This is a genomic window from Streptomyces acidicola, from assembly GCF_009377235.1.
GTDB lineage: Bacteria > Actinomycetota > Actinomycetes > Streptomycetales > Streptomycetaceae > Streptomyces > Streptomyces acidicola.
This window is the reverse complement of the sequence record NZ_VMNX01000008.1, coordinates 63,717-81,106: the sequence shown is the minus strand read 5'-3', so window position 1 is coordinate 81,106 and position 17,390 is coordinate 63,717. Positions and strand designations below refer to the sequence as shown.

15 protein-coding genes, 2 pseudogenes and 2 riboswitches are annotated in these 17,390 nt (G+C 70.1%); of the genes and pseudogenes, 11 read left to right on the top strand and 6 right to left on the bottom strand.

Annotation, left to right across the window (positions count from 1 at the left end):
- Window positions 1-104: 104 nt before the first annotated feature.
- From FPZ41_RS47910 to FPZ41_RS49355, 3 genes are all read right to left on the bottom strand, one after another.
- The gene (locus tag FPZ41_RS47910) at window positions 105-428 is read right to left on the bottom strand and encodes a helix-turn-helix transcriptional regulator (RefSeq protein WP_228022476.1); all 324 of its coding nucleotides are present in this window, start codon (window positions 426-428) and stop codon (window positions 105-107) included.
- Between the two features lie 354 nt (window positions 429-782).
- Window positions 783-1,022 carry a hypothetical protein gene (locus tag FPZ41_RS05190; RefSeq protein ID WP_152859550.1) on the bottom strand — a complete coding sequence of 80 codons (240 nt, stop codon included), beginning with the start codon at window positions 1,020-1,022 and terminating at the stop codon, window positions 783-785.
- Between the two features lie 36 nt (window positions 1,023-1,058).
- On the bottom strand, window positions 1,059-1,184 hold the full coding sequence (locus tag FPZ41_RS49355) for a hypothetical protein (RefSeq protein WP_265584195.1): 126 nt from the start codon (window positions 1,182-1,184) through the stop codon (window positions 1,059-1,061).
- Between the two features lie 237 nt (window positions 1,185-1,421).
- Here FPZ41_RS49355 and FPZ41_RS05185 point away from each other — a divergent pair, with 237 nt between their 5' ends.
- The 6 genes from FPZ41_RS05185 to FPZ41_RS05160 all read left to right on the top strand — a co-directional run bounded on the left by FPZ41_RS05185 (window position 1,422) and on the right by FPZ41_RS05160 (window position 8,519).
- On the top strand, window positions 1,422-2,066 hold the full coding sequence (locus FPZ41_RS05185; RefSeq protein WP_152859548.1) for a choice-of-anchor M domain-containing protein: 645 nt from the start codon (window positions 1,422-1,424) through the stop codon (window positions 2,064-2,066).
- 29 nt (window positions 2,067-2,095) lie between these two features.
- Window positions 2,096-3,733, top strand: a complete 1,638-nt coding sequence (locus FPZ41_RS05180) for a choice-of-anchor M domain-containing protein (RefSeq protein ID WP_194235992.1) — start codon at window positions 2,096-2,098, stop codon at window positions 3,731-3,733.
- 86 nt (window positions 3,734-3,819) lie between these two features.
- Window positions 3,820-5,355, top strand: a complete 1,536-nt coding sequence (locus FPZ41_RS05175) for an anchored repeat ABC transporter, substrate-binding protein (RefSeq protein ID WP_152859546.1) — start codon at window positions 3,820-3,822, stop codon at window positions 5,353-5,355.
- An 8-nt stretch (window positions 5,356-5,363) separates the two neighbouring features.
- On the top strand, window positions 5,364-6,899 hold the full coding sequence (locus FPZ41_RS05170) for a TIGR03773 family transporter-associated surface protein (protein WP_194235991.1): 1,536 nt from the start codon (window positions 5,364-5,366) through the stop codon (window positions 6,897-6,899).
- Window positions 6,892-7,641, top strand: coding sequence for an anchored repeat-type ABC transporter ATP-binding subunit (locus tag FPZ41_RS05165; RefSeq protein ID WP_407698750.1), 750 nt, complete (start codon window positions 6,892-6,894; stop codon window positions 7,639-7,641). Before FPZ41_RS05170 ends, FPZ41_RS05165 begins: the two co-directional genes overlap by 8 nt.
- Window positions 7,638-8,519, top strand: a complete 882-nt coding sequence (locus tag FPZ41_RS05160; protein ID WP_152859542.1) for an anchored repeat-type ABC transporter permease subunit — start codon at window positions 7,638-7,640, stop codon at window positions 8,517-8,519. Before FPZ41_RS05165 ends, FPZ41_RS05160 begins: the two co-directional genes overlap by 4 nt.
- 142 nt (window positions 8,520-8,661) lie before the next feature.
- On the opposite strand, the pseudogene FPZ41_RS05155 reads toward FPZ41_RS05160, so the two are convergent.
- Window positions 8,662-9,094 (bottom strand): annotated as a pseudogene (locus tag FPZ41_RS05155) (aminotransferase class V-fold PLP-dependent enzyme); the annotation flags it as partial.
- Window positions 9,095-9,407: 313 nt separating this feature from the next.
- Between FPZ41_RS05155 and FPZ41_RS05150 the strand changes: the two are divergent.
- A complete protein-coding gene (locus tag FPZ41_RS05150; RefSeq protein ID WP_152859540.1) occupies window positions 9,408-9,686 on the top strand; it encodes a hypothetical protein in 279 nt (92 codons plus the stop codon).
- A gap of 145 nt (window positions 9,687-9,831) precedes the next feature.
- Here FPZ41_RS05150 and metE read toward each other — a convergent pair whose 3' ends face one another.
- Window positions 9,832-12,150 carry a 5-methyltetrahydropteroyltriglutamate--homocysteine S-methyltransferase gene (gene metE / locus FPZ41_RS05145; protein ID WP_322619844.1) on the bottom strand — a complete coding sequence of 773 codons (2,319 nt, stop codon included), beginning with the start codon at window positions 12,148-12,150 and terminating at the stop codon, window positions 9,832-9,834.
- A 167-nt stretch (window positions 12,151-12,317) separates the two neighbouring features.
- Window positions 12,318-12,541: riboswitch (cobalamin riboswitch) on the bottom strand.
- A gap of 190 nt (window positions 12,542-12,731) precedes the next feature.
- Window positions 12,732-12,932 (bottom strand): annotated as a pseudogene (locus FPZ41_RS05140) (3-hydroxyacyl-CoA dehydrogenase family protein); the annotation flags it as partial.
- Window positions 12,933-13,155: 223 nt separating this feature from the next.
- A riboswitch (cobalamin riboswitch) is annotated at window positions 13,156-13,331 on the top strand.
- A gap of 55 nt (window positions 13,332-13,386) precedes the next feature.
- On the opposite strand from FPZ41_RS05140, the gene FPZ41_RS05130 reads away from it, so the two are divergent.
- The 4 genes from FPZ41_RS05130 to FPZ41_RS05115 are packed head-to-tail and all read left to right on the top strand — an operon-like array spanning window position 13,387 to window position 16,631.
- Window positions 13,387-14,433, top strand: a complete 1,047-nt coding sequence (locus tag FPZ41_RS05130) for an ABC transporter substrate-binding protein (protein ID WP_152859536.1) — start codon at window positions 13,387-13,389, stop codon at window positions 14,431-14,433.
- Window positions 14,430-15,443 (top strand): FecCD family ABC transporter permease, encoded by a 1,014-nt coding sequence (locus tag FPZ41_RS05125; RefSeq protein WP_322619843.1) that lies wholly within the window; start codon window positions 14,430-14,432, stop codon window positions 15,441-15,443. The genes FPZ41_RS05130 and FPZ41_RS05125 overlap by 4 nt, the downstream gene beginning before the upstream one ends.
- Entirely contained in the window at window positions 15,440-16,261 is an 822-nt protein-coding gene (locus tag FPZ41_RS05120; protein WP_152859534.1) for an ABC transporter ATP-binding protein, read from the top strand. Before FPZ41_RS05125 ends, FPZ41_RS05120 begins: the two co-directional genes overlap by 4 nt.
- A complete protein-coding gene (locus FPZ41_RS05115) occupies window positions 16,242-16,631 on the top strand; it encodes a (2Fe-2S) ferredoxin domain-containing protein (protein WP_152859532.1) in 390 nt (129 codons plus the stop codon). The genes FPZ41_RS05120 and FPZ41_RS05115 overlap by 20 nt, the downstream gene beginning before the upstream one ends.
- Window positions 16,632-17,390 lie beyond the last annotated feature (759 nt).

The window sequence follows — 17,390 nt, the reverse complement described above, 5'->3', positions numbered from 1 at the left end:
TGCTGGTCGGATCGGTCCACCGGACGCGTGCCCGATACGGAGTGGGGCGGTCAGGACGGTACTCGATATCGGTGGAGAGTCGGACACCTACGGGAACACTGGTCTTATCGGCCATTGAGCCCCTTGGTAGGGACGGTGCGTCGCCGGCGAAGCCATTCCTCGACGTCGAGAGCGCTGTACATGACGACGCGTTCCGAGACCGTGATGAAAGGCGGCCCCTGAGGAGGCTGAGCGGTGCGCCAGCGGCGGAGAGTTGAGGCGTCCACTCTCAGACAAGCGGCGAGGTCACTGGTCGAATACCAGGCGTTGGTCAGGAGAGGCGCTTGGTTATCAGGTGAGACGACATGATGGGGAGGGGCTGTCGGGTACGCCGCGGCCTCCTTCTCGTGGTGCCGTTCGGCGTTGGTTGCTATCAGCTCAATGGACAAGTGCGGCTATTCTCCGGGGGAGTACGGAACACTAGACGGATCGATGGAAGAGTCCAGAGACGGACGACACAGTTCGCGAAGTGGACGCTGGCGAAATAATCGTCTCTGGAAACGCCGGTTTGGCTAACCGGCGATCACGAGCTATGTTGCTGCCGCGTTGAATGACGGTAGGGCGTTGAGCTGTGTAGATGGTCTTTCGGCTGTTTCGTCGCCATGTCTGTTGACGCGGCCGGAAGTACCAGGAAAGTCCCAGGGGACTCCCACCGTCGACGGCCGCTCTGGGCACCTATTGCTTCCATGGGGGGGATGACTGGAACTCACCTCCAGCATTCGGGGCGTTCGCAGCCTCCGTGCTCACGGAGGGCGGGCAGCGGCTCCGCCTCGAATGGGAACAGGTCCGACGGCGCCCCCGACGGAGCCCTTGAGGACGAGCCGGGTTCCGTCGGCAAGAGTCAGGCGCGAGACATCGTTCACCGCTTTACCGGAGAGCGGTTCGGCATCGACCACGTCGTCGAGGACGGCACTGGGCAGGCTCTTCCGCTGAGCGTTGCGGCCGGATCCGCCGAGGTGCACCTCCTGGTCGGGGTCGTTCACCGCTCCCCGCCTTCTCCGGCGGGAGAGCGACCGGCCCTACCTGTCCGGTGCGCCTCCGGTGAGCGGCCCCGAGCCGATGAGCCGCTGCTCCGATCCAGCCCGCCACGCCTCCCGTACCTGCGTGAACTGCTCGTCAGGGGCGTGCTGATGACCGTATGCCATGGTCTGGCACCCCGCTTTCTCGTCGACCGGAGCGGTTCTCGTCGGTCGCCGTCTGAACAGCTTCTCTTCGGCACCAGTGCGGACGAGTCTCGCCCGCGACGGACCCTCACAGCTGCCGCACCGTTCGACCGCTGATGCACCCGGGTATCACAGCGATCTCGTTGCATGCTCTATTGAAAATGATTATCGTCTTACTCATGCCCGAGCGGGCATGAACATGACCCATGGGGGTTTCTCTTGCGTACCCACAGACACCTGCTGACTGTCACCGGCATCGCCGCCGCCGCGCTCGCCACAGCCGGGCTCAACACCTCCGCCTTCGCCGCCACCAGCCTGAGCAGCGGCCACGTCGACGTCCTCGACGCCGAGTGGGACGGCGCCGACCTGCACCTCCACGTCCACGACGAGGAAACCGGCACCGAGTACGAGCCGGCCGACGTGACCCTGTCGGTGCCGGCGGCGGCGAAGGTCGCCAACCCGGGCTACGGCTTCCTTGGTGCGGGCAGCCAGATCTGGCTGCTGCCGGACACCGAGGCCGAGGCCGACGCCGCCGGGGTGCTGTTCCCGGGCATCTCCACCGAGCACCTCACCACCGGCGTCTTCGCGAACAACACCGTCACGTACACCCTCGTCAGCGCCACCCGTAACGGCGCCGCCACCGACGACTTCAGCATCTACGCGGGCAGCGGGACGCGCTGGTACGACAGCAACCCGGGCATCACCACCTTCAAGTCCCGGACCTTCGGCGTCGCCACCCACAACCACGCCAACTGGGCCTTTGAGGAGGCCGGTACCTACCAGCTCACGTTCCGTGTCCAGGGCACGGCCGGCGGTGTGACGGAGTCCGCCACCGAGACGTACACCGTCGTCGTCGGCTCGTGATGCGGGCCCTGACGCGCGGCAGACGCGCCTTGACGGCCGCGGCTCTTACCGGGGCGACCGCGGTGCTCCTGGGCGCGGCAGGGCTGGCCGCCGCCGGCGGCAGCGGGGCTGCCCGCACCGTCGGCGGTGCCCTCGTCCTCGACGAGGGCGAGCTCGATTTCACGCCCCGACTGGTCGACGGCAAGCTGGAGTTGCAGATCGACGACCGCAGCAGCGGCACAACGGTCGTGCGTGAGCCCTCCGACGTGGTGCTGCACGCGGTGCAGTCGTCCTTGCAGTCAACCCTGGACCCGGTGGCCACCGCGCTCGGCACGACGAACATGGACACCTGGCAGCTCAACGGCTGGGAGGCGGAGAACATCTTCGCCCCCGAGCCGGGCTGGAACGGCTCCGAGGCGGAGGGTGACACCGAGGTCAGCCTGTCCGGATACGAAGGACCCGGCGACTTCGGTATGGCCGCCTACACCCGCGAGATGGACTACGCGGACGCTCCGGCGATCCCCTACCTGGGCAGTGTGGCCTCCGTCCAGCGCACCTTCACGTTGCCGCGCGATGAGCAACGACTGCTTCCCATCTGGCAGTTCACCAAGGAGGGCGTCTACCGGCTGACGTTCACGGTGACCAGCGGCGGTTCCACCGACACCGAAACTCTGGCCGTGGTGGTCGGCGACGACGTCGACCCGCACGACGTGCTGCCCGGCGACGGGTCCACCCCGACGCCCCCGACGTCCACGAGCTCCTCGCCCTCGACGAGCGCGACGCCCACCACGCCCACCGTGCCGGCCGCACACGTCATCGACAACGGCCACCTCGATCTGGCCGCGCGCCCGGTGGACGGCTCGCTGCGGTTCCAGATCAAGCAGGGCACGGCGCAGGACTACGAGTGGTACGAGCCCGGGATGGTCGTCCTGCATGTGAAGCCCGCGGCTCGGCGGAAGATCACCGCAGGGTACGAGTTCCTTGGGTCCGTGGGCGGGCCCGTGTGGTGGCTGCCCATCCAGCAGGTCGACGGTCTTGTCTGGCCCGGCTGGAGCACCGACCAGTTCAAGAGCTCGGAGATCGACGGCCGTGTCGCCTTCCGGCTCGACGCCGTCCAGGGCCCGGGAGCGCTGAGCATCTTCACGGAAGGCTCGGTCGGCTCGGTGACCATGCACGCCCACAGCGGGGACGGGCTGCCGGACAGCTTCGATCTGTCCGTACCGACCCACCGCCACACCGTGTGGGCCTTCGCGCAGGAGGGCGTCTACCGCACCACCTTCACCGTCAGCGCCACTCTCGCCGACGGCAGGAAGGTCAGCGACACGGAGACCGTCGCCTGGGTGGTCGGGGACGACGTGGACCCGTCGACCGTGAACCCGGGCGAGGGGGACGAGCCGACTGCGACTCCCACGGCCACCGCGTCGGCGTCGGCCTCCGCGACGCCGACCGCGACCGTGTCGCCATCGGCGTCCGGTTCAGTGAGCGCCTCAGCCCCGGCAACCGACCCGGGCTCCGCCGCCTCCGGAACGAGCGGAAGCTCGTCGACCGGCGGCAGCGGAACCCCGACGTCCGGCGGGCTCGCCTCCACCGGTGCCCAAGTCGCCGTGATCGCGGGCATCGCCGTTCTCGCCCTGGTCGTGGGCGGCGGCGCGGTGTTCTTCGTACGACGTCGGCGTACCGCCCAGTGAAAGCTCCGTGTACGGCGGGCCGGCGCCCGGCAGCGACCCGGTCCGTCGTACGCGGCATTGTCGTGTTCGAGAAAAGGAGGAGCCCCATGCGGGGCCACCCCAGACGCACCACCACCGCCACCGTCGCGCTGGTCGCGGCGAGCGCCCTTCTGCCCGGTTGCAGTGGTCTTCAAGCCGGGACGTCCGATGCCGAGTTGACGGTATCGACGACCACCGCGATCATCGCCGACCTGGTCGAGCAGGTCGGCGGCGACCGCGTCGACGTCACCTCGATCGTGCCGCACCACGGCGACCCGCACTCCTACGAGCCGAGCCCCGGCGACGCGGCCAAGGTCGCCAAGGCCGATGTCGTGTTCAGTAACGGTCTGCTGCTCGAAGAGCCCGGGATCATGAAGATGGTCCACACCAACGCCAAGAAGTCCGCCCCGAAGATGGAGATCGCCGAGAAGCTGGAGCAGTACGGCGGCACGGTCATCAAGCTGGAGGAGGATCTCGGGCTCGACGTGCTGTGGCTCGGCTGGGCCGTGGAGGGCGAGGTCGAGGGAGACGGTTCCCAGGTCCGGACGACCGCCACGGAGCTGGAGGGGCCCGGCGAGCTGCGCGTCTATCTCACCGACACGCTCGGCAAGCCCGAGGTGTACATCGACTCCGCCGACGGCTTCGACGACGCCGACTCCTTCACCTTGCCGCCCGAGGCTCACACCCACGTCAACTGGGCGTTCAGCGAGCCCGGAACGTACCGGCTGACCGTCGCGGGAAGGACCGAGACACTCGACGGAAAGACCGAGGAGATCGGCAGCGGCACCTTCACCTTCACCGTCGGCGACGACACCGAGGCGCCCGAGGGAGTGACCGTACTCGACGGCGGGCACGCCGACGTCGCGCTCAACGCCGAGACCGGGAAGGTCTACGTCCGCGCCGACGACGACAAGAGCGGCGAGCCGACGCGGCTCGCGGCCGATGACGTGGTGGTGAACGTGCCCGACCGGGCCAAGGAGACGGTGCCGAAGGAGAAGCCGTATTCCTTCCTCGGCAGGGCGGGCGACGAGCTGTGGGTGCTGCCGCAGGCAGTGATCGGCAAGCATGTCCACGGCGACATGGACCCGCACGCCTGGGAGGACGTCGCCAACGCCGAGGCGTACGTCCGGCGGATCGAAGCCGAGCTGATCAAGGCCGATCCGGACGGCAGGGCGACGTACGAGAAGAACGCCGCCGCGTACCTGAAGACGCTCCGCGCCCTCGACGAGGAGGTTGCCAGGAAGCTCGCCACCGTGCCGGAGAAGAACCGCAAGCTGATCACCACACACGACGCCTTCGGGTACCTCGCGAAGGCGTACGGCATGGAGATCGCGGGCTTCGTCGTGCCCGTGCCCAACCAGGAGCCGAGTGCGGCCGAGGTGGAGGAACTCGGCGACACCATCCGGGAGAAGCAGGTCCCGTCCGTGTTCCTGGAACCGAACCTCGCGGCACGCGCCGACGTGCTGCGCCGGGTCGCCGAGGACGAGGGGGTCGGCATCTGCACGATCTACGGCGACTCGTTCGACGACAAGGTCCACGACTACGTAGCGATGATGCGGCACAACGCGACCGAACTCGCCAAGTGCCTGGGAAAGGACGCCTGATGAGGGGCATGCGCAGAGGTCAGAGGGCCGCCGTGGCGGTGGTGCTCGCGGCCACCCTGGCGGGGGGCGGGGTCGCCGTCGCGGCCGACGGCACGGCGGAGCCCGGACTCGGCCGGATCGCCTACGCGGACGGCATGCTCACCATGGATCCGGCGGAGAGCGCCCATGTGATCGAGGTGGGCAGTGCGGACGTGACGGACGCCTCGGCACCCGGATGGGACACCACCGGAGTGCCCGAGGGCGCGGTGGACAGGGACACCGTGCGGTGGTCTCTGACCGGGCTCGACGGGCCCGGTGACCTGAAGGTGTACTCGGCCGAGAACGAGGGGGCCGGTGACAGAGCCCAGGACACATTGCTGTTCGACAGCGCGGACGACCTGTCCGGCGCACATGAGCTGCCCGTGGGCCACCAGGGCAATACCCGCTGGGAGTTCAGCGAGGACGGCACGTACCAGGTCATCTTCAGCGCCGAGGCCACGGCCGCGGACGGGCGGGAACTGTCCGTAGGGACCGTGTACACCGTGGTGGTCGGGGACAGCCTCGAGGTGGCGGGCGGGGAGGCCACGCCCGGGAACGAGCCGGTTGCCGAGGAGACTCCCGTCGAGGGAACCTCCGAGGAGGCGCAGACCCAGGCGGCGGCCCGAAAGGCCGTGACGGAGGCGGCCGAGACCGAGCGGCCCACCGCCCGTGCCGCCACCACGGCATCCGCCGACGCGGTGTCCGACAAGAAGGTCCTCGACGAGGGCCACGTCGACTTCGCCGCCCGCGTCGTCGACAACAAGCTGCAGATCCACATCAAGGACGGAACCGTCTCGGGAAAGACCACCTGGCGCGAGCCCTCTTCCGTAGTCCTGCACGTCAAGCCCGCGGCCAAGAACACCCTTCCGGCGGGCGACGAGTTCGCGTTCCTCGGCAAGGGCGGCGCCCCGGTGTGGCTGCTCGACCAGGTGCAGCAGGAGGGGCTGCTGTGGCCCGGTTGGTCGACGGACAACATCAAGGCGGGGGCGACCACGGGAGGAGTGGAGTTCTCCCTCACCGCGGTCGAGGGTCCGGGTGCCTACGCGCTCTACACGTATGACGCGATGTCGGGCGCGAACGTGCTGTTCAACAGCAAGGACGGGATGCCGGACTCCTTCGACGTGCCCGCCGACACGCACGCGCACGGCGGATGGGCGTTCACCAAGGAAGGGACATACCGGCTGACCTTCAAGATGAGCGGCACGCTCGCGAACGGAACGAAGGTCTCCGACACCGAGACGGTGACGTTCGTGGTCGGCGACACCGACCCCAGCACGGTGACGCCGGGCGACGGCTCAGGCAAGGGAGCGGCCGGGACCTCCGGGACGTCCGGTTCCTCGGACACGGCGGGCTCCGCGTCCGACTCCGGTTCCACGGGCGGCTCTTCGACGGACGACGCCGACGGCAAGATGGCTTCCACCGGCGCCGGTCAGGCCGTACTCCTGGGCTCGGCGGCGGCCGCGCTCACCGCAGTGGGCGTCGTGTCCTTCCTGGCCGCGCGGCGCAGGAGGACCGCACGTGGCTGAGCGATCGGACCCGATGCTGCGGGTCGCGGGTGCGACCGTCGTCCTCGGCGGGAGGACCGCCCTGGAGCGGGCCGACCTGTCGGTCGACGCAGGTGAACTGGTCGGCCTCATCGGCCCGAACGGCGCGGGCAAGACGACGCTCCTGCGCGCCGTGCTCGGGCTTGTTCCGCTGGCCGGAGGCGAGGTGGCCGTCGAGGGCCGGACCGGGCGACGGAGCGGGCGGAGCATCGGATACGTGCCGCAGCGGCATGAGTTCGCCTGGGACTTTCCCATCGACATCGCGGGCGCCGTCCTCACCGGCCGCACCCGGCAGATGGGCTGGCTGCGCCGCCCGGGCGCGGCCGCCCGGGCGGCGGTGGACGAGGCGCTGGAACTGACCGGGCTGACCGAGCTGCGTCGGCGCCCGATCGGCGAGCTCTCCGGCGGCCAGCGGCAGCGGGTCCTGGTGGCCCGCGCCCTGGCCGCCGGCCCACGCATCCTGCTCCTCGACGAGCCGTTCACGGGAGTCGACGTCCCCACCCAGGAACTGTTGAACGAGCTGTTCGGCCAGCTGGCCACGGAAGGCAAGGCTCTGCTGATGACTACGCACGATCTGGCGGCCGCCGCCCGCACCTGCCACCGGGTGGCGCTGATCAACCGCACGGTCGTCGCCGAGGGCGGCCCCGACATTCTCGCCGACCCCGACCAGATGCTGCGGGCCTTCGGCCTCGACCGCGCGATCGGTACGGTGACCGCATCATGAGCGACCTGATCGCCTTCCTCACTGATCCTTGGCAACTTCCCTTCATGCAGCGGGCGTTCGCCGTAGCGGCAGTCGTCGGCCTGGTGTGCGGCGTCGTCGGCGTGTACGTCGTGCTGCGTGGCATGGCGTTCATCGGCGACGCGATCGCCCACTCGGCCTTCCCGGGCGTCGCCCTTGCCTACGCCTTCGAAGGCAACCTTCTGCTCGGCGGAGCCGCGGCCGGCATCGCCACGGCCGTGCTGATCGCCTTCGTCTCCCAGAACCGGCGGCTGAAGGAGGACACCGTCATCGGTGTCTTCTTCGCCTTCGCCTTCGGGCTGGGCATCGTCCTGGTCTCCACCAGGGACAGCTGGACGACGGACCTGTCGTCCTTCCTGTTCGGCCAGGTGCTGGCGGTGAGCGCGTCGGACGTGTGGACCGTGGCCGGCATCGGGGCCGTACTGGTCCTCGTCGTGCTGGTGATCGGCAAGGAACTGGTCGCCGTCAGCCTGGACCGCGAGACGGCACGCGCGGCGGGCCTGCCGGTGTTCCGACTCGACCTGACCCTGTACGTCGTCGTCACCACGACGATCGTGATGTCCCTGGAGGCGGTCGGCAACATCCTCGTCCTCGCGCTGCTCATCACCCCCGCCGCCACCGCTCGCATGCTCACCGAGCGCCTGTGGGCGATGGCCCTAATGGCCTCTCTCATCGGCTGCGCGGGCAGCATCGCGGGCCTGTACGTCTCGTACGCCTACGACCTCGCCGCGGGCGGCTCCGTGGTCGTGGTTCTCACCGGCCTGTTCGTCCTCACCTGGTGCCTGGCTCCCCGTCACGGGCTCTTCGCGAAGCTGCTCCAGCGCCCGGATGGAGCCGAACCGGCAGGTCACGCCGTCTAACGAGTCGCCACCACCACGTAACTGTTGCCGTACTGCCAGACCTGACGGGGTGGGCAAACCTGACCTGCCGCAGCAGCCGTACGTGCGCGGACAGGGGCAGGCCCGCGCCGTTTCCCGCACCCGTGCCGTGGCGCGGCTGCCGGGCCAGGAGCTGCCGTGTCTCCAGCCGGGGGCGATGTCCGCTGGTGGTCGGCGACGGGGACGATGATCTCGTCCCCGTCGGTGAGGTACGAGGTCAGCCAGTCGCGGGCGATCGTCCGCAGGCCCTCGGTGGTTCCGCTGGTGAAGGGCACGGCGGAGCGTTCCGGAGCCGGGGCGGCCAGGAACTCCTTGACGTGGTCTCGCGTCCGCTCCACGAGTTCTGTGGTCCGGTTGGCCCAGGTGTAGGTGCCGCGACCGGCATTGGCATGGGCGTTGGTGGTGGTGAGCCAGGTCTGGACGGCGTCCAGACCTGCCTGCGGCTTCTGAGCGGTGGCTGCGCTGTCCAGGTAGGCCGGCTCCGGATGGGCGGTGATGATCGGGAACTGGGCGCGCAGCTCGTCCTGCCCGTCCTGGAGATCCTCCGGGAAGCCCATGCCGTTGCCTCGGGCAGAGGTGACGGTCATGTCAGGTCATGGGGGAGCGCGTGCCATGTCGGCTTGGCTGTTGCTGCTCGGTTGCGCGCGGCTGACCGGGCAGGATGCCGGATGGTGGGTTCCAGCGGGCGACTCGGACGCGGATGAGCAGACCGTGTCGTGCCCCAGCCTGCGGGCGTGGATGTTTTTGGCTCGGATGTGCCCGCGGAGGGCGGGGACTGGCGGGGTGCCTGCACCGATCCTGGCTGGGGGTGCGAAGACGGGGCCCGCTGCGGCTACTGCCCGGGCGGCGTGACGGTCGTACGGCCAGCAGATGGCGCGGAGGGCGGCGGCCCTGATTCAGTCCCTTCGTCAGTCAGTTGGCCAGGGCATCAGCCTGCTCCCGGTCCGTGAGCGGGCCGAAGGCCAGAGCAGCGGCGAACTCCCCGACACCGCCCAGACGTTCCTCGGTGAACTCCTCGCGGCCGGGTTCGTGCTGGAGCGCCTGGAGGAGCCCCAGGCGACCGAGGGAGCCCGGATCATCGATCCCCGCCGATATGAGAAGACCCGTCGGCAGCCGCACTTCCTGGCTGTCAGGCTGTCCCGGCCGTGACGCTCTGACCGTTCGCCGCCCGCCCTTTTGCTGGGGATACCGAGAGCCATGTGCGCAGGCTGCCGTTCTGTCGAAGTGGGCGATCTTACGTTGGCCGGTGCCGGGGTCGGAGCGCGGGCACTCCCACCCCGGCCGCTCGTCCGGGTCAGGACGCGGGCAGCTCACTTCGGACCGTGCGGGCGGCGGCGACCAGGTTCTCCAGGGAGGCGCGGGTCTCGGGCCAGCCGCGGGTCTTCAGGCCGCAGTCGGGGTTGACCCAGAGCCGTTCGGCGGGGATCGCCTTGAGGCCGGTCCGCAGCAGTGCGGCGGCCTCCTCGGCGCTCGGTACGCGTGGGGAGTGGATGTCGTACACGCCGGGTCCGGCCTCGCGCGGGTAGCCGTGGGCGGCGAGTTCGCGGGCGACCTGCATGTGCGAGCGGGCGGCTTCGAGACTGATGACGTCGGCATCGAGGTCGTCGATGGCCTGCACGATGTCGCCGAACTCCGCGTAGCACATGTGGGTGTGGATCTGAGTGTCCGGACGGACGCCGCCGGTCGTGAGCCGGAACGCCTCCGTCGCCCAGGCCAGATAGGCCGGACGGTCGCCGGCCCGCAGCGGCAGCGTCTCGCGCAGCGCGGGCTCGTCCACCTGGATCACCGGAGTGCCGGCCGCCTCCAGGTCGTTCACCTCGTCGCGCAGGGCGAGGGCGACCTGACGGGCTGTCTCGCCGAGCGGCTGGTCGTCGCGGACGAAGGACCAGGCGAGCATGGTGACCGGTCCGGTGAGCATGCCCTTGACCGGGCGTGAGGTGAGGGACTGGGCGTACGACGTCCAGCGCACCGTCATCGGCTCGGGCCGCGAGATGTCGCCGGCCAGGATCGGCGGGCGGACGTAGCGGGTTCCGTACGACTGGACCCAGCCGTGCTGGGTGGCGAGGTAGCCGGTGAGCTGTTCGGCGAAGTACTGGACCATGTCGTTGCGTTCGGCCTCGCCGTGCACGAGGACGTGCAGGCCGGTCTTCTCCTGGAAGGAGATCACCTCCTGGATCTCGGCCCTGATGCGCTCTTCGTAGTCGGCGGTGCCGATCCGGCCCGCCCCCAAGTCAGCGCGCGCGGTGCGCAGTTCGCCGGTCTGCGGAAAGGATCCGATGGTCGTGGTCGGCAGCAGCGGCAGCCCGAGGCGGGCCCGCTGCGTGCCGGCGCGCTCGGCGTACGGCTGTGAGCGGCGCGCGGCGGCGTCGGTGACGGCGGTGGCCCGGGCCCGTACGTCAGGAGCGTTGGTGATCGGCGAACCCGTCCGGGAGGCCAGAGCGGCGCGGTTGGCGGCGAGTTCGGCGGCGATGGTGTCCGTACCCTGGGCGAGGCCCTTGGCGAGAGTGACGATCTCGGCGGTCTTCTGCTTCGCGAAGGCGAGCCAGCGCAGAATCTGCGGCTCGATGTCGCGTTCGGCGGCGGCGTCGAGCGGGACGTGCAGCAGGGAGCAGGAGGCGGTCACGTCCACCCGGTCCGCCAGCCCCAGCAGCGTGCCGAGCGTGGAGAGCGACTTCTCCAGGTCGTTCACCCAGATGTTGCGGCCGTTGACGATGCCGGCGACCAAACGCTTGCCGGGCAGCCCGCCGGCCGCCGCGAGGCCGTCGAGGTTGGCGGCACCGGCCTCGGTGAAGTCCAGGGCCAGACCCTCCACCGGGGCCTTGGCGAGGACGGGCAGGGCCTCGCCGAGCCGGTCGAAGTAGGAGGCGACCAGCAGCCTGGGCCGCTCGGTGAAGGCGCCGAGGTCCCGGTACGCGCAGGCCGCGGCGTCCAACTCGGCCGGCGTACGGTCCTGGACCAGGGCGGGCTCGTCGAGCTGCACCCACTCGGCGCCGGCCGCACGCAGGTCGGCGAGCACTTCGGCGTACACCGGGAGCAGCCGGTCGAGAAGGGTGAGCGGGTTGAAATCCGGCGGCACGCCCGGGGCGGGCTTGGCAAGCAGGAGGTAGGTGACAGGGCCGACCAGGACGGGCCGGGCGGTCAAGCCGAGGGCGAGGGCCTCCTTGAACTCGGCGACCTGCTTGGCCGAGTCGGACGCGAATACGGTGTCCGGGCTCAACTCTGGTACGAGATAGTGGTAGTTGGTGTCGAACCACTTCGTCATCTCCAGCGGCGCCGCGTCCTGCGTGCCGCGGGCCATGGCGAAGTAGCCCTCCAGCGCGTCTGCGTCGACGGCCGCCCGGTGCCGGGCGGGGATCGCGCCGACCATGACGGTGGTGTCCAGGACGTGGTCGTAGTACGAGAAGTCGCCGGTGGGCACCTCGTCGATGCCGGCCTCGGCGAGCTGCCGCCAGTTCGTACGGCGTAGCCCGGCGGCGGTGTCCCGGAGCGCGTTCGCGGTGACGCGGCCCCTCCAGTAGCCCTCGACGGCCTTCTTCAGTTCCCGGCTCTGTCCCTGGCGGGGGTAGCCGTACACGGTGGCCCGTGCTGCCGCGGCTGCGGACTTGGTGGTCACGGAGATCTCCTTCGCGAGATGATTCCCTGAGATCCCGGCGACGGGACGAGAGCGCGAAGGGGTGACGGAACCAGGCGGACACGACCTTGCGCGGCACAGCGCGGTCATCCGCTTGATATGTACGCCGACCCGCCCACGAGGTCACCGGGATGTCCGCGCGCGAGTGTTTCGCACACGGGCAGTTGGCAGGTCTTCGGACTCACGGGCACGCCCTCCTGACCGGAGGACACCTACTGGCCGTCGCTTCCCAGACCCGGTACGTCGGACCCAGTGCGTATGACGGCTGTCGTTCCCGCTCACCGCTGCGGGGCAGTCCCGGATTCCCACCGGGTTCCCTCTTACGACGCATCCCGCCTGGCGGACGGGGCGAACCAGCTGCACCAGCCAGCGTAAAGGCCCGCCCCCGAGTACGGAGCACCGCGTCCACCATTCGGATGGTGAGCTGATACATGCGGGGGACAGGTGTGAAACGGGCCGAGGCCGGGAAAGGCCGCACAGGCGTTTCCCGCCCTTCCCCTGTCCGCGCCTGCCGGACCCTCACCAGGCGGCACGGTCCGGGCCCCTCGGTCCGGGTGCGCCACGAGTGACTCTGCGATCGAGGCGACGGTATCGGGACAGATCAGGTGCGCCAGCTTCAGCGGGCTCATGGGGTGGGCGCAGCCCAGTTCCATACCGGTGCCGATGTCATCGGCCGTGGCGAAGCCGGACTTGGCCATCCGCACGGCGGACGGGAGGTACGGGACGAGGAGGGCGTCGACGACGAAGCCCGCCCGGTCCTCAGCGATACCGGCGCCCATCTGCCCATCGCCTCGTCCACGCCGACGGACTCGACCTCGCCGGCGCCGCCGCCACCCCCATCGGCATGGGCTGCCGTGTCTGTGAACGCCTCGACCGCCCCCAGCCGGGGCGCACCGCCGCTCGGCCAGTCCCTGCGGAGGGACCAGAACACCAGCACCTGCGTGCCGAACCCGTGACCGATCGCATCACCAGACCGTATGACGGACTTGATAGCCTCATCGGGCCAGTCGAGCCACACCCGAGGCCAGGGAATCCGGTGCGAATCCGGAACTGACGCGCAGCGGTGAGGGGGACGGGCGGGGCACGACGCCACTGGGAGACCGGGAAGGCGCCTCGTCCGGACGACCCCGAGTCCGAAGACCTGCTGGCACCTTCGCGTCCTGGCGCGGAGGGACGTCCGTAGGCCAGGCTCCGCGTACGAGCCCCGACCCCCGAGGCATGCCCGTGCTCCGCACCCCCGTCCTTCTCCGCACTCCGGCGCTTCTCCTCGCGTCCGCCCTGCTGCTTACCGCCTGCGGCTCGGCCGGCGACGACGCGAAGTCGGAGCAGACTTCTGCCGCCGGCTACCCGGTGACCCTCGACAACTGCGGCCACAAGGCCATCTTGAAGTCGGCCCCGAAGCGGGCCGTCTCGCTCAACCAGGGCACCACGGAGATCCTGCTCTCCCTCGGTCTCGCCGGCCGCATGGCCGGTACGGCGACCTGGACCGACCCGGTGATGAAGGGCCTGGAGAAGGCCGACACGTCCGTGCCCCGGCTCGCTGACAACGCGCCCTCCTTCGAAAAGGTCCTGGACGCCGAACCCGACTTCGTCACCGCCTCGTTCGTCTCCACCCTCGGCAAGGGCGGGGTCGCCACCCGAGAGCAGTTCGAGAAGCTGGGCGTGCCCACGTACGTCTCTCCGTCCGACTGCTCGGGCAAGGACAACGACAGCGGCGGCGACGGATCGCGTAGCAAGCCGCTCACTCTCGACGCTCTCTACGGCGAAATACGCGATCTGGCAAGGGCGTTCGGCGTCGAAGAACGGGGCGAGAAAGTCGTTGCCGATCTGAAGGAACGGGTACGCAAGGCGACCGACGGGCTGGACGCCTCCGGCGTCTCCCTCATGTACTGGTTCGCCAACTCCCAGTCGCCGTACCTGGCCGGCTGCTGCGGCGCGCCCGGCGCCATCACGCGTGCGGTCGGCGCGAAGAACGCCTTCTCGGACACCCACGACGAGTGGCCCCAGATCAACTGGGAGACTGTCGCCGACCGTGACCCCGATGTCATCGTGCTCGGCGACCTGACCCGCAAGCAACAGACCGCGGAGACCGCGGCCGCGAAGATCCGCTTCCTGGAAACCAACCCGGCCACCCGCAATCTCAACGCGGTGAAGAAGAAGCGGTACGTCCTGCTCAGCGGGCAGGCGATGAACCCGTCCATCCGTACGGTTGAGGGGATCGAGAAGGTCGCAGCCGGGCTGCGCGACTTCGGACTCGCCAAGTGAGCCTCCGCACCCTGCTGCTGACGGGCGGCGGACTGACCGCGCTGCTCGCGTCGATCGCCGTGGCCGTGACGATCGGACCGGCGGACATCTCCACCGGCGACGTGTGGGCCGCCGTCTCAGCCCATCTCGGCCTGGGTGAGAGCACGTTGGCGCCACTGCGGGACGGCATCGTGTGGAACCTGCGGATGCCTCGCACGCTGCTCGCCGCCGTGTGCGGGGCCGGGCTCGCCGTGTGCGGGGCGGTGATGCAGTCGTTGCTGCGCAACCCGCTGGCCGATCCCTTCGTCCTCGGTGTTTCCTCCGGTGCGTCCACGGGAGCGGTCGCCGTGGTCGTGCTGGGCGTGGGCGGGGGAGTGGTGTCCCTGTCGGCGGGCGCCTTCTTCGGGGCGCTGCTCTCCTTCGCGCTGGTGCTGCTGCTCAGCCACAACCTGGGCGGCAGCACCGACCGAGTAGTGCTGTCCGGGGTGGCGGCCATGCAGCTGTTCTCGGCGCTGACCTCGTTCATCGTCCTGACCTCGGCGGACGCGGAGACCACCCGGGGCGTGCTGTTCTGGTTGCTCGGCTCGCTCACCGGCGCCGACTGGGGACAGGTGCTGCTCTGCACCGTCGTCCTGGCGGTGGTCCTCGTCATCTGCCTCGGGTACGCCCGTACGCTCGACGCGTTCGCCTTCGGCGACGAGGCCGCCGCCGGACTCGGGGTCCGTGTCGCCCGCACTCGCCTGGTTCTCCTGTCCGCGACGGCGCTGCTCACCGCCGCCCTGGTCAGCTGCGCCGGCGCGATCGGCTTCGTCGGCCTGGTCCTCCCGCATGCCACCCGCGCCCTCACCGGCTCCGGGCACGCCCGTCTCCTGCCCGTGACGGCGCTGACCGGGGCCGTCTTCCTGGTGTGGGTGGACACCCTCGCCCGTACCGTCCTCGACCCCCAGGAGGTCCCGGTGGGCGTGGTGACGTCCCTCATCGGCGTGCCGGCTTTCGTCGCCGTGCTCTACCGCGGGCGGAGGAGGGCATGACTGGCCTGCGTGCGGACCGCGTCGTACGGCGCATCGGCGACAAGGTCGTCGTCGACGGCGTCACCCTTTCCCTGAGCCCCGGCGAGACCGTCGGCCTGCTCGGCCCCAACGGCTCGGGGAAGTCGACACTGTTGCGGCTGCTGGCCGGGGTTCTCGCCCCCAGCGCCGGAGCCGTGACCCTGGACGGGCGCACGCTCACCGAGGTCGGCCGCCGAGCCACCGCACGCCGTATCGCCAGCGTGGAACAGCATGCCGACACCCGGACCGAACTGACCGTCCGGGACATCGTCGCCCTCGGACGCATCCCGCACCGCCGCGCCTGGACACCGCCCACGGCGGCCGACGCGGAAGCCGTCACCGAGGCCCTGCGGCGCACCGGACTGACCGACCGGGCCGGCCAGTCCTGGCACACCCTCTCCGGCGGCGAACGCCAGCGCACCCAGATCGCCCGCGCCCTCGCTCAGGAACCCCGCGAACTCCTCCTCGACGAACCCACCAACCACCTGGACATCCAGCACCAGCTCGACCTGCTGGACCTCGTCGCGAGCCTGCCCGTCACCACCGTGATCGCCCTGCACGACCTCAACCTCGCCTCGATGTACTGCGACCGCCTCCTCGTCCTGCGCGACGGCCGCGCGGTCACGGAGGGCACGCCGGCCGAGGTCCTGACACCTGCCCTCATCGAGCAGGTCTACGGCGTCGGCGCCGAGGTCACCCACGACCCCGGCCACCCCGTGATCCGCTTCCTGCGCCCGGCCGCCGGGGATGGATCTCCCCCGAAGAGGAGTGTGACGAGCGCTGCCTCGACAGCGCCCTGAAGCAGCTGACACGGACCACACCTCCGCCGAACCGGCACCGTGCCGCATCGTCGTCTGCCGGGACTGCTGCTGCGGAACTCCGAAGGTGACCGGAGTCGACCACGACCGTCAGACCGCGCGCCTGGCGGAGAGCGTCCCGCTGCGCATCTCGACCTGCCTCGACGTGTGCGAGCACGCCAACGTGATCGTCGTCCAGCCGTCCGCCGCGGCCCGCGCCGCAGGCGCCCGCCCGGTCTGGCTCGGCCTCGTCAACGACCCCGACGCTACCGAGGACATCGCCGCCTGGGTCAGGGCCGGCGGCCCCGGCGTCGCCCCTTGTCCCGACATCCTCGACCTCTACGTCTTCACGCCGCCTCGGAGAGCGCGGTGATCATGAATTTGCAGTTCTCTCGCGGAGCACCGACTGAATAAATGACTCCTGCACTGGCATTGTTGCTACCTGAGCGACCCGTCAGTGCTCACGTCGTGCGTCCAATGGGCGCAGCTGCGCCCACCCGCCGGCCGCGACGAGCACGGCCGTCCCATCTGCAGACGGTGCTGGGGACGGCCTCTGCGCACCTGCACGGAGCGCGGCGCGCTGTCCCCCACCAAAGCGAACGGGCCGCACGGACCCCTGTGTCAACCGTGCTACCAGCGCACCCGTCAACCCCGCCGGATCTGTTCCATCTGCGGGGAACTCACCCGGATCAGCCGCCGCGCCGGCAGCCCGGCCGACGGTGCCGGGAAGGTTTGTTACCGCTGCTACCGCCGACCCACCACCGCCGCGTCGTGCGCCGTCTGCGGACGGCAACGACCCTGCTACCGGCGACGGGACGGCACGCTGACCTGCTGGGCCTGCAGACCCCTGCCCCAGCGGACCTGCGCAGGCTGCCACCGCTTACGGGTCGTGGCAGCGAACTGGCCCATGGGCCCAGTCTGCCCACCCTGCTACCACCGCATCCGCAGCCGCCCCGGACCTTGCGCGCGCTGCGGTATCCGCCGGCCTCTCACCGGCATCGCCCACCTCCCGGGTACCGGCGAGGCCGCGATCTGCGGACCCTGCGCCGGAGCAGGCCCCGCCGCACCCTGCACCACCTGCGGAAGCGAAGAAGGTGCCTACGCCGACGGCCAATGCCTGCGCTGCCTGGTG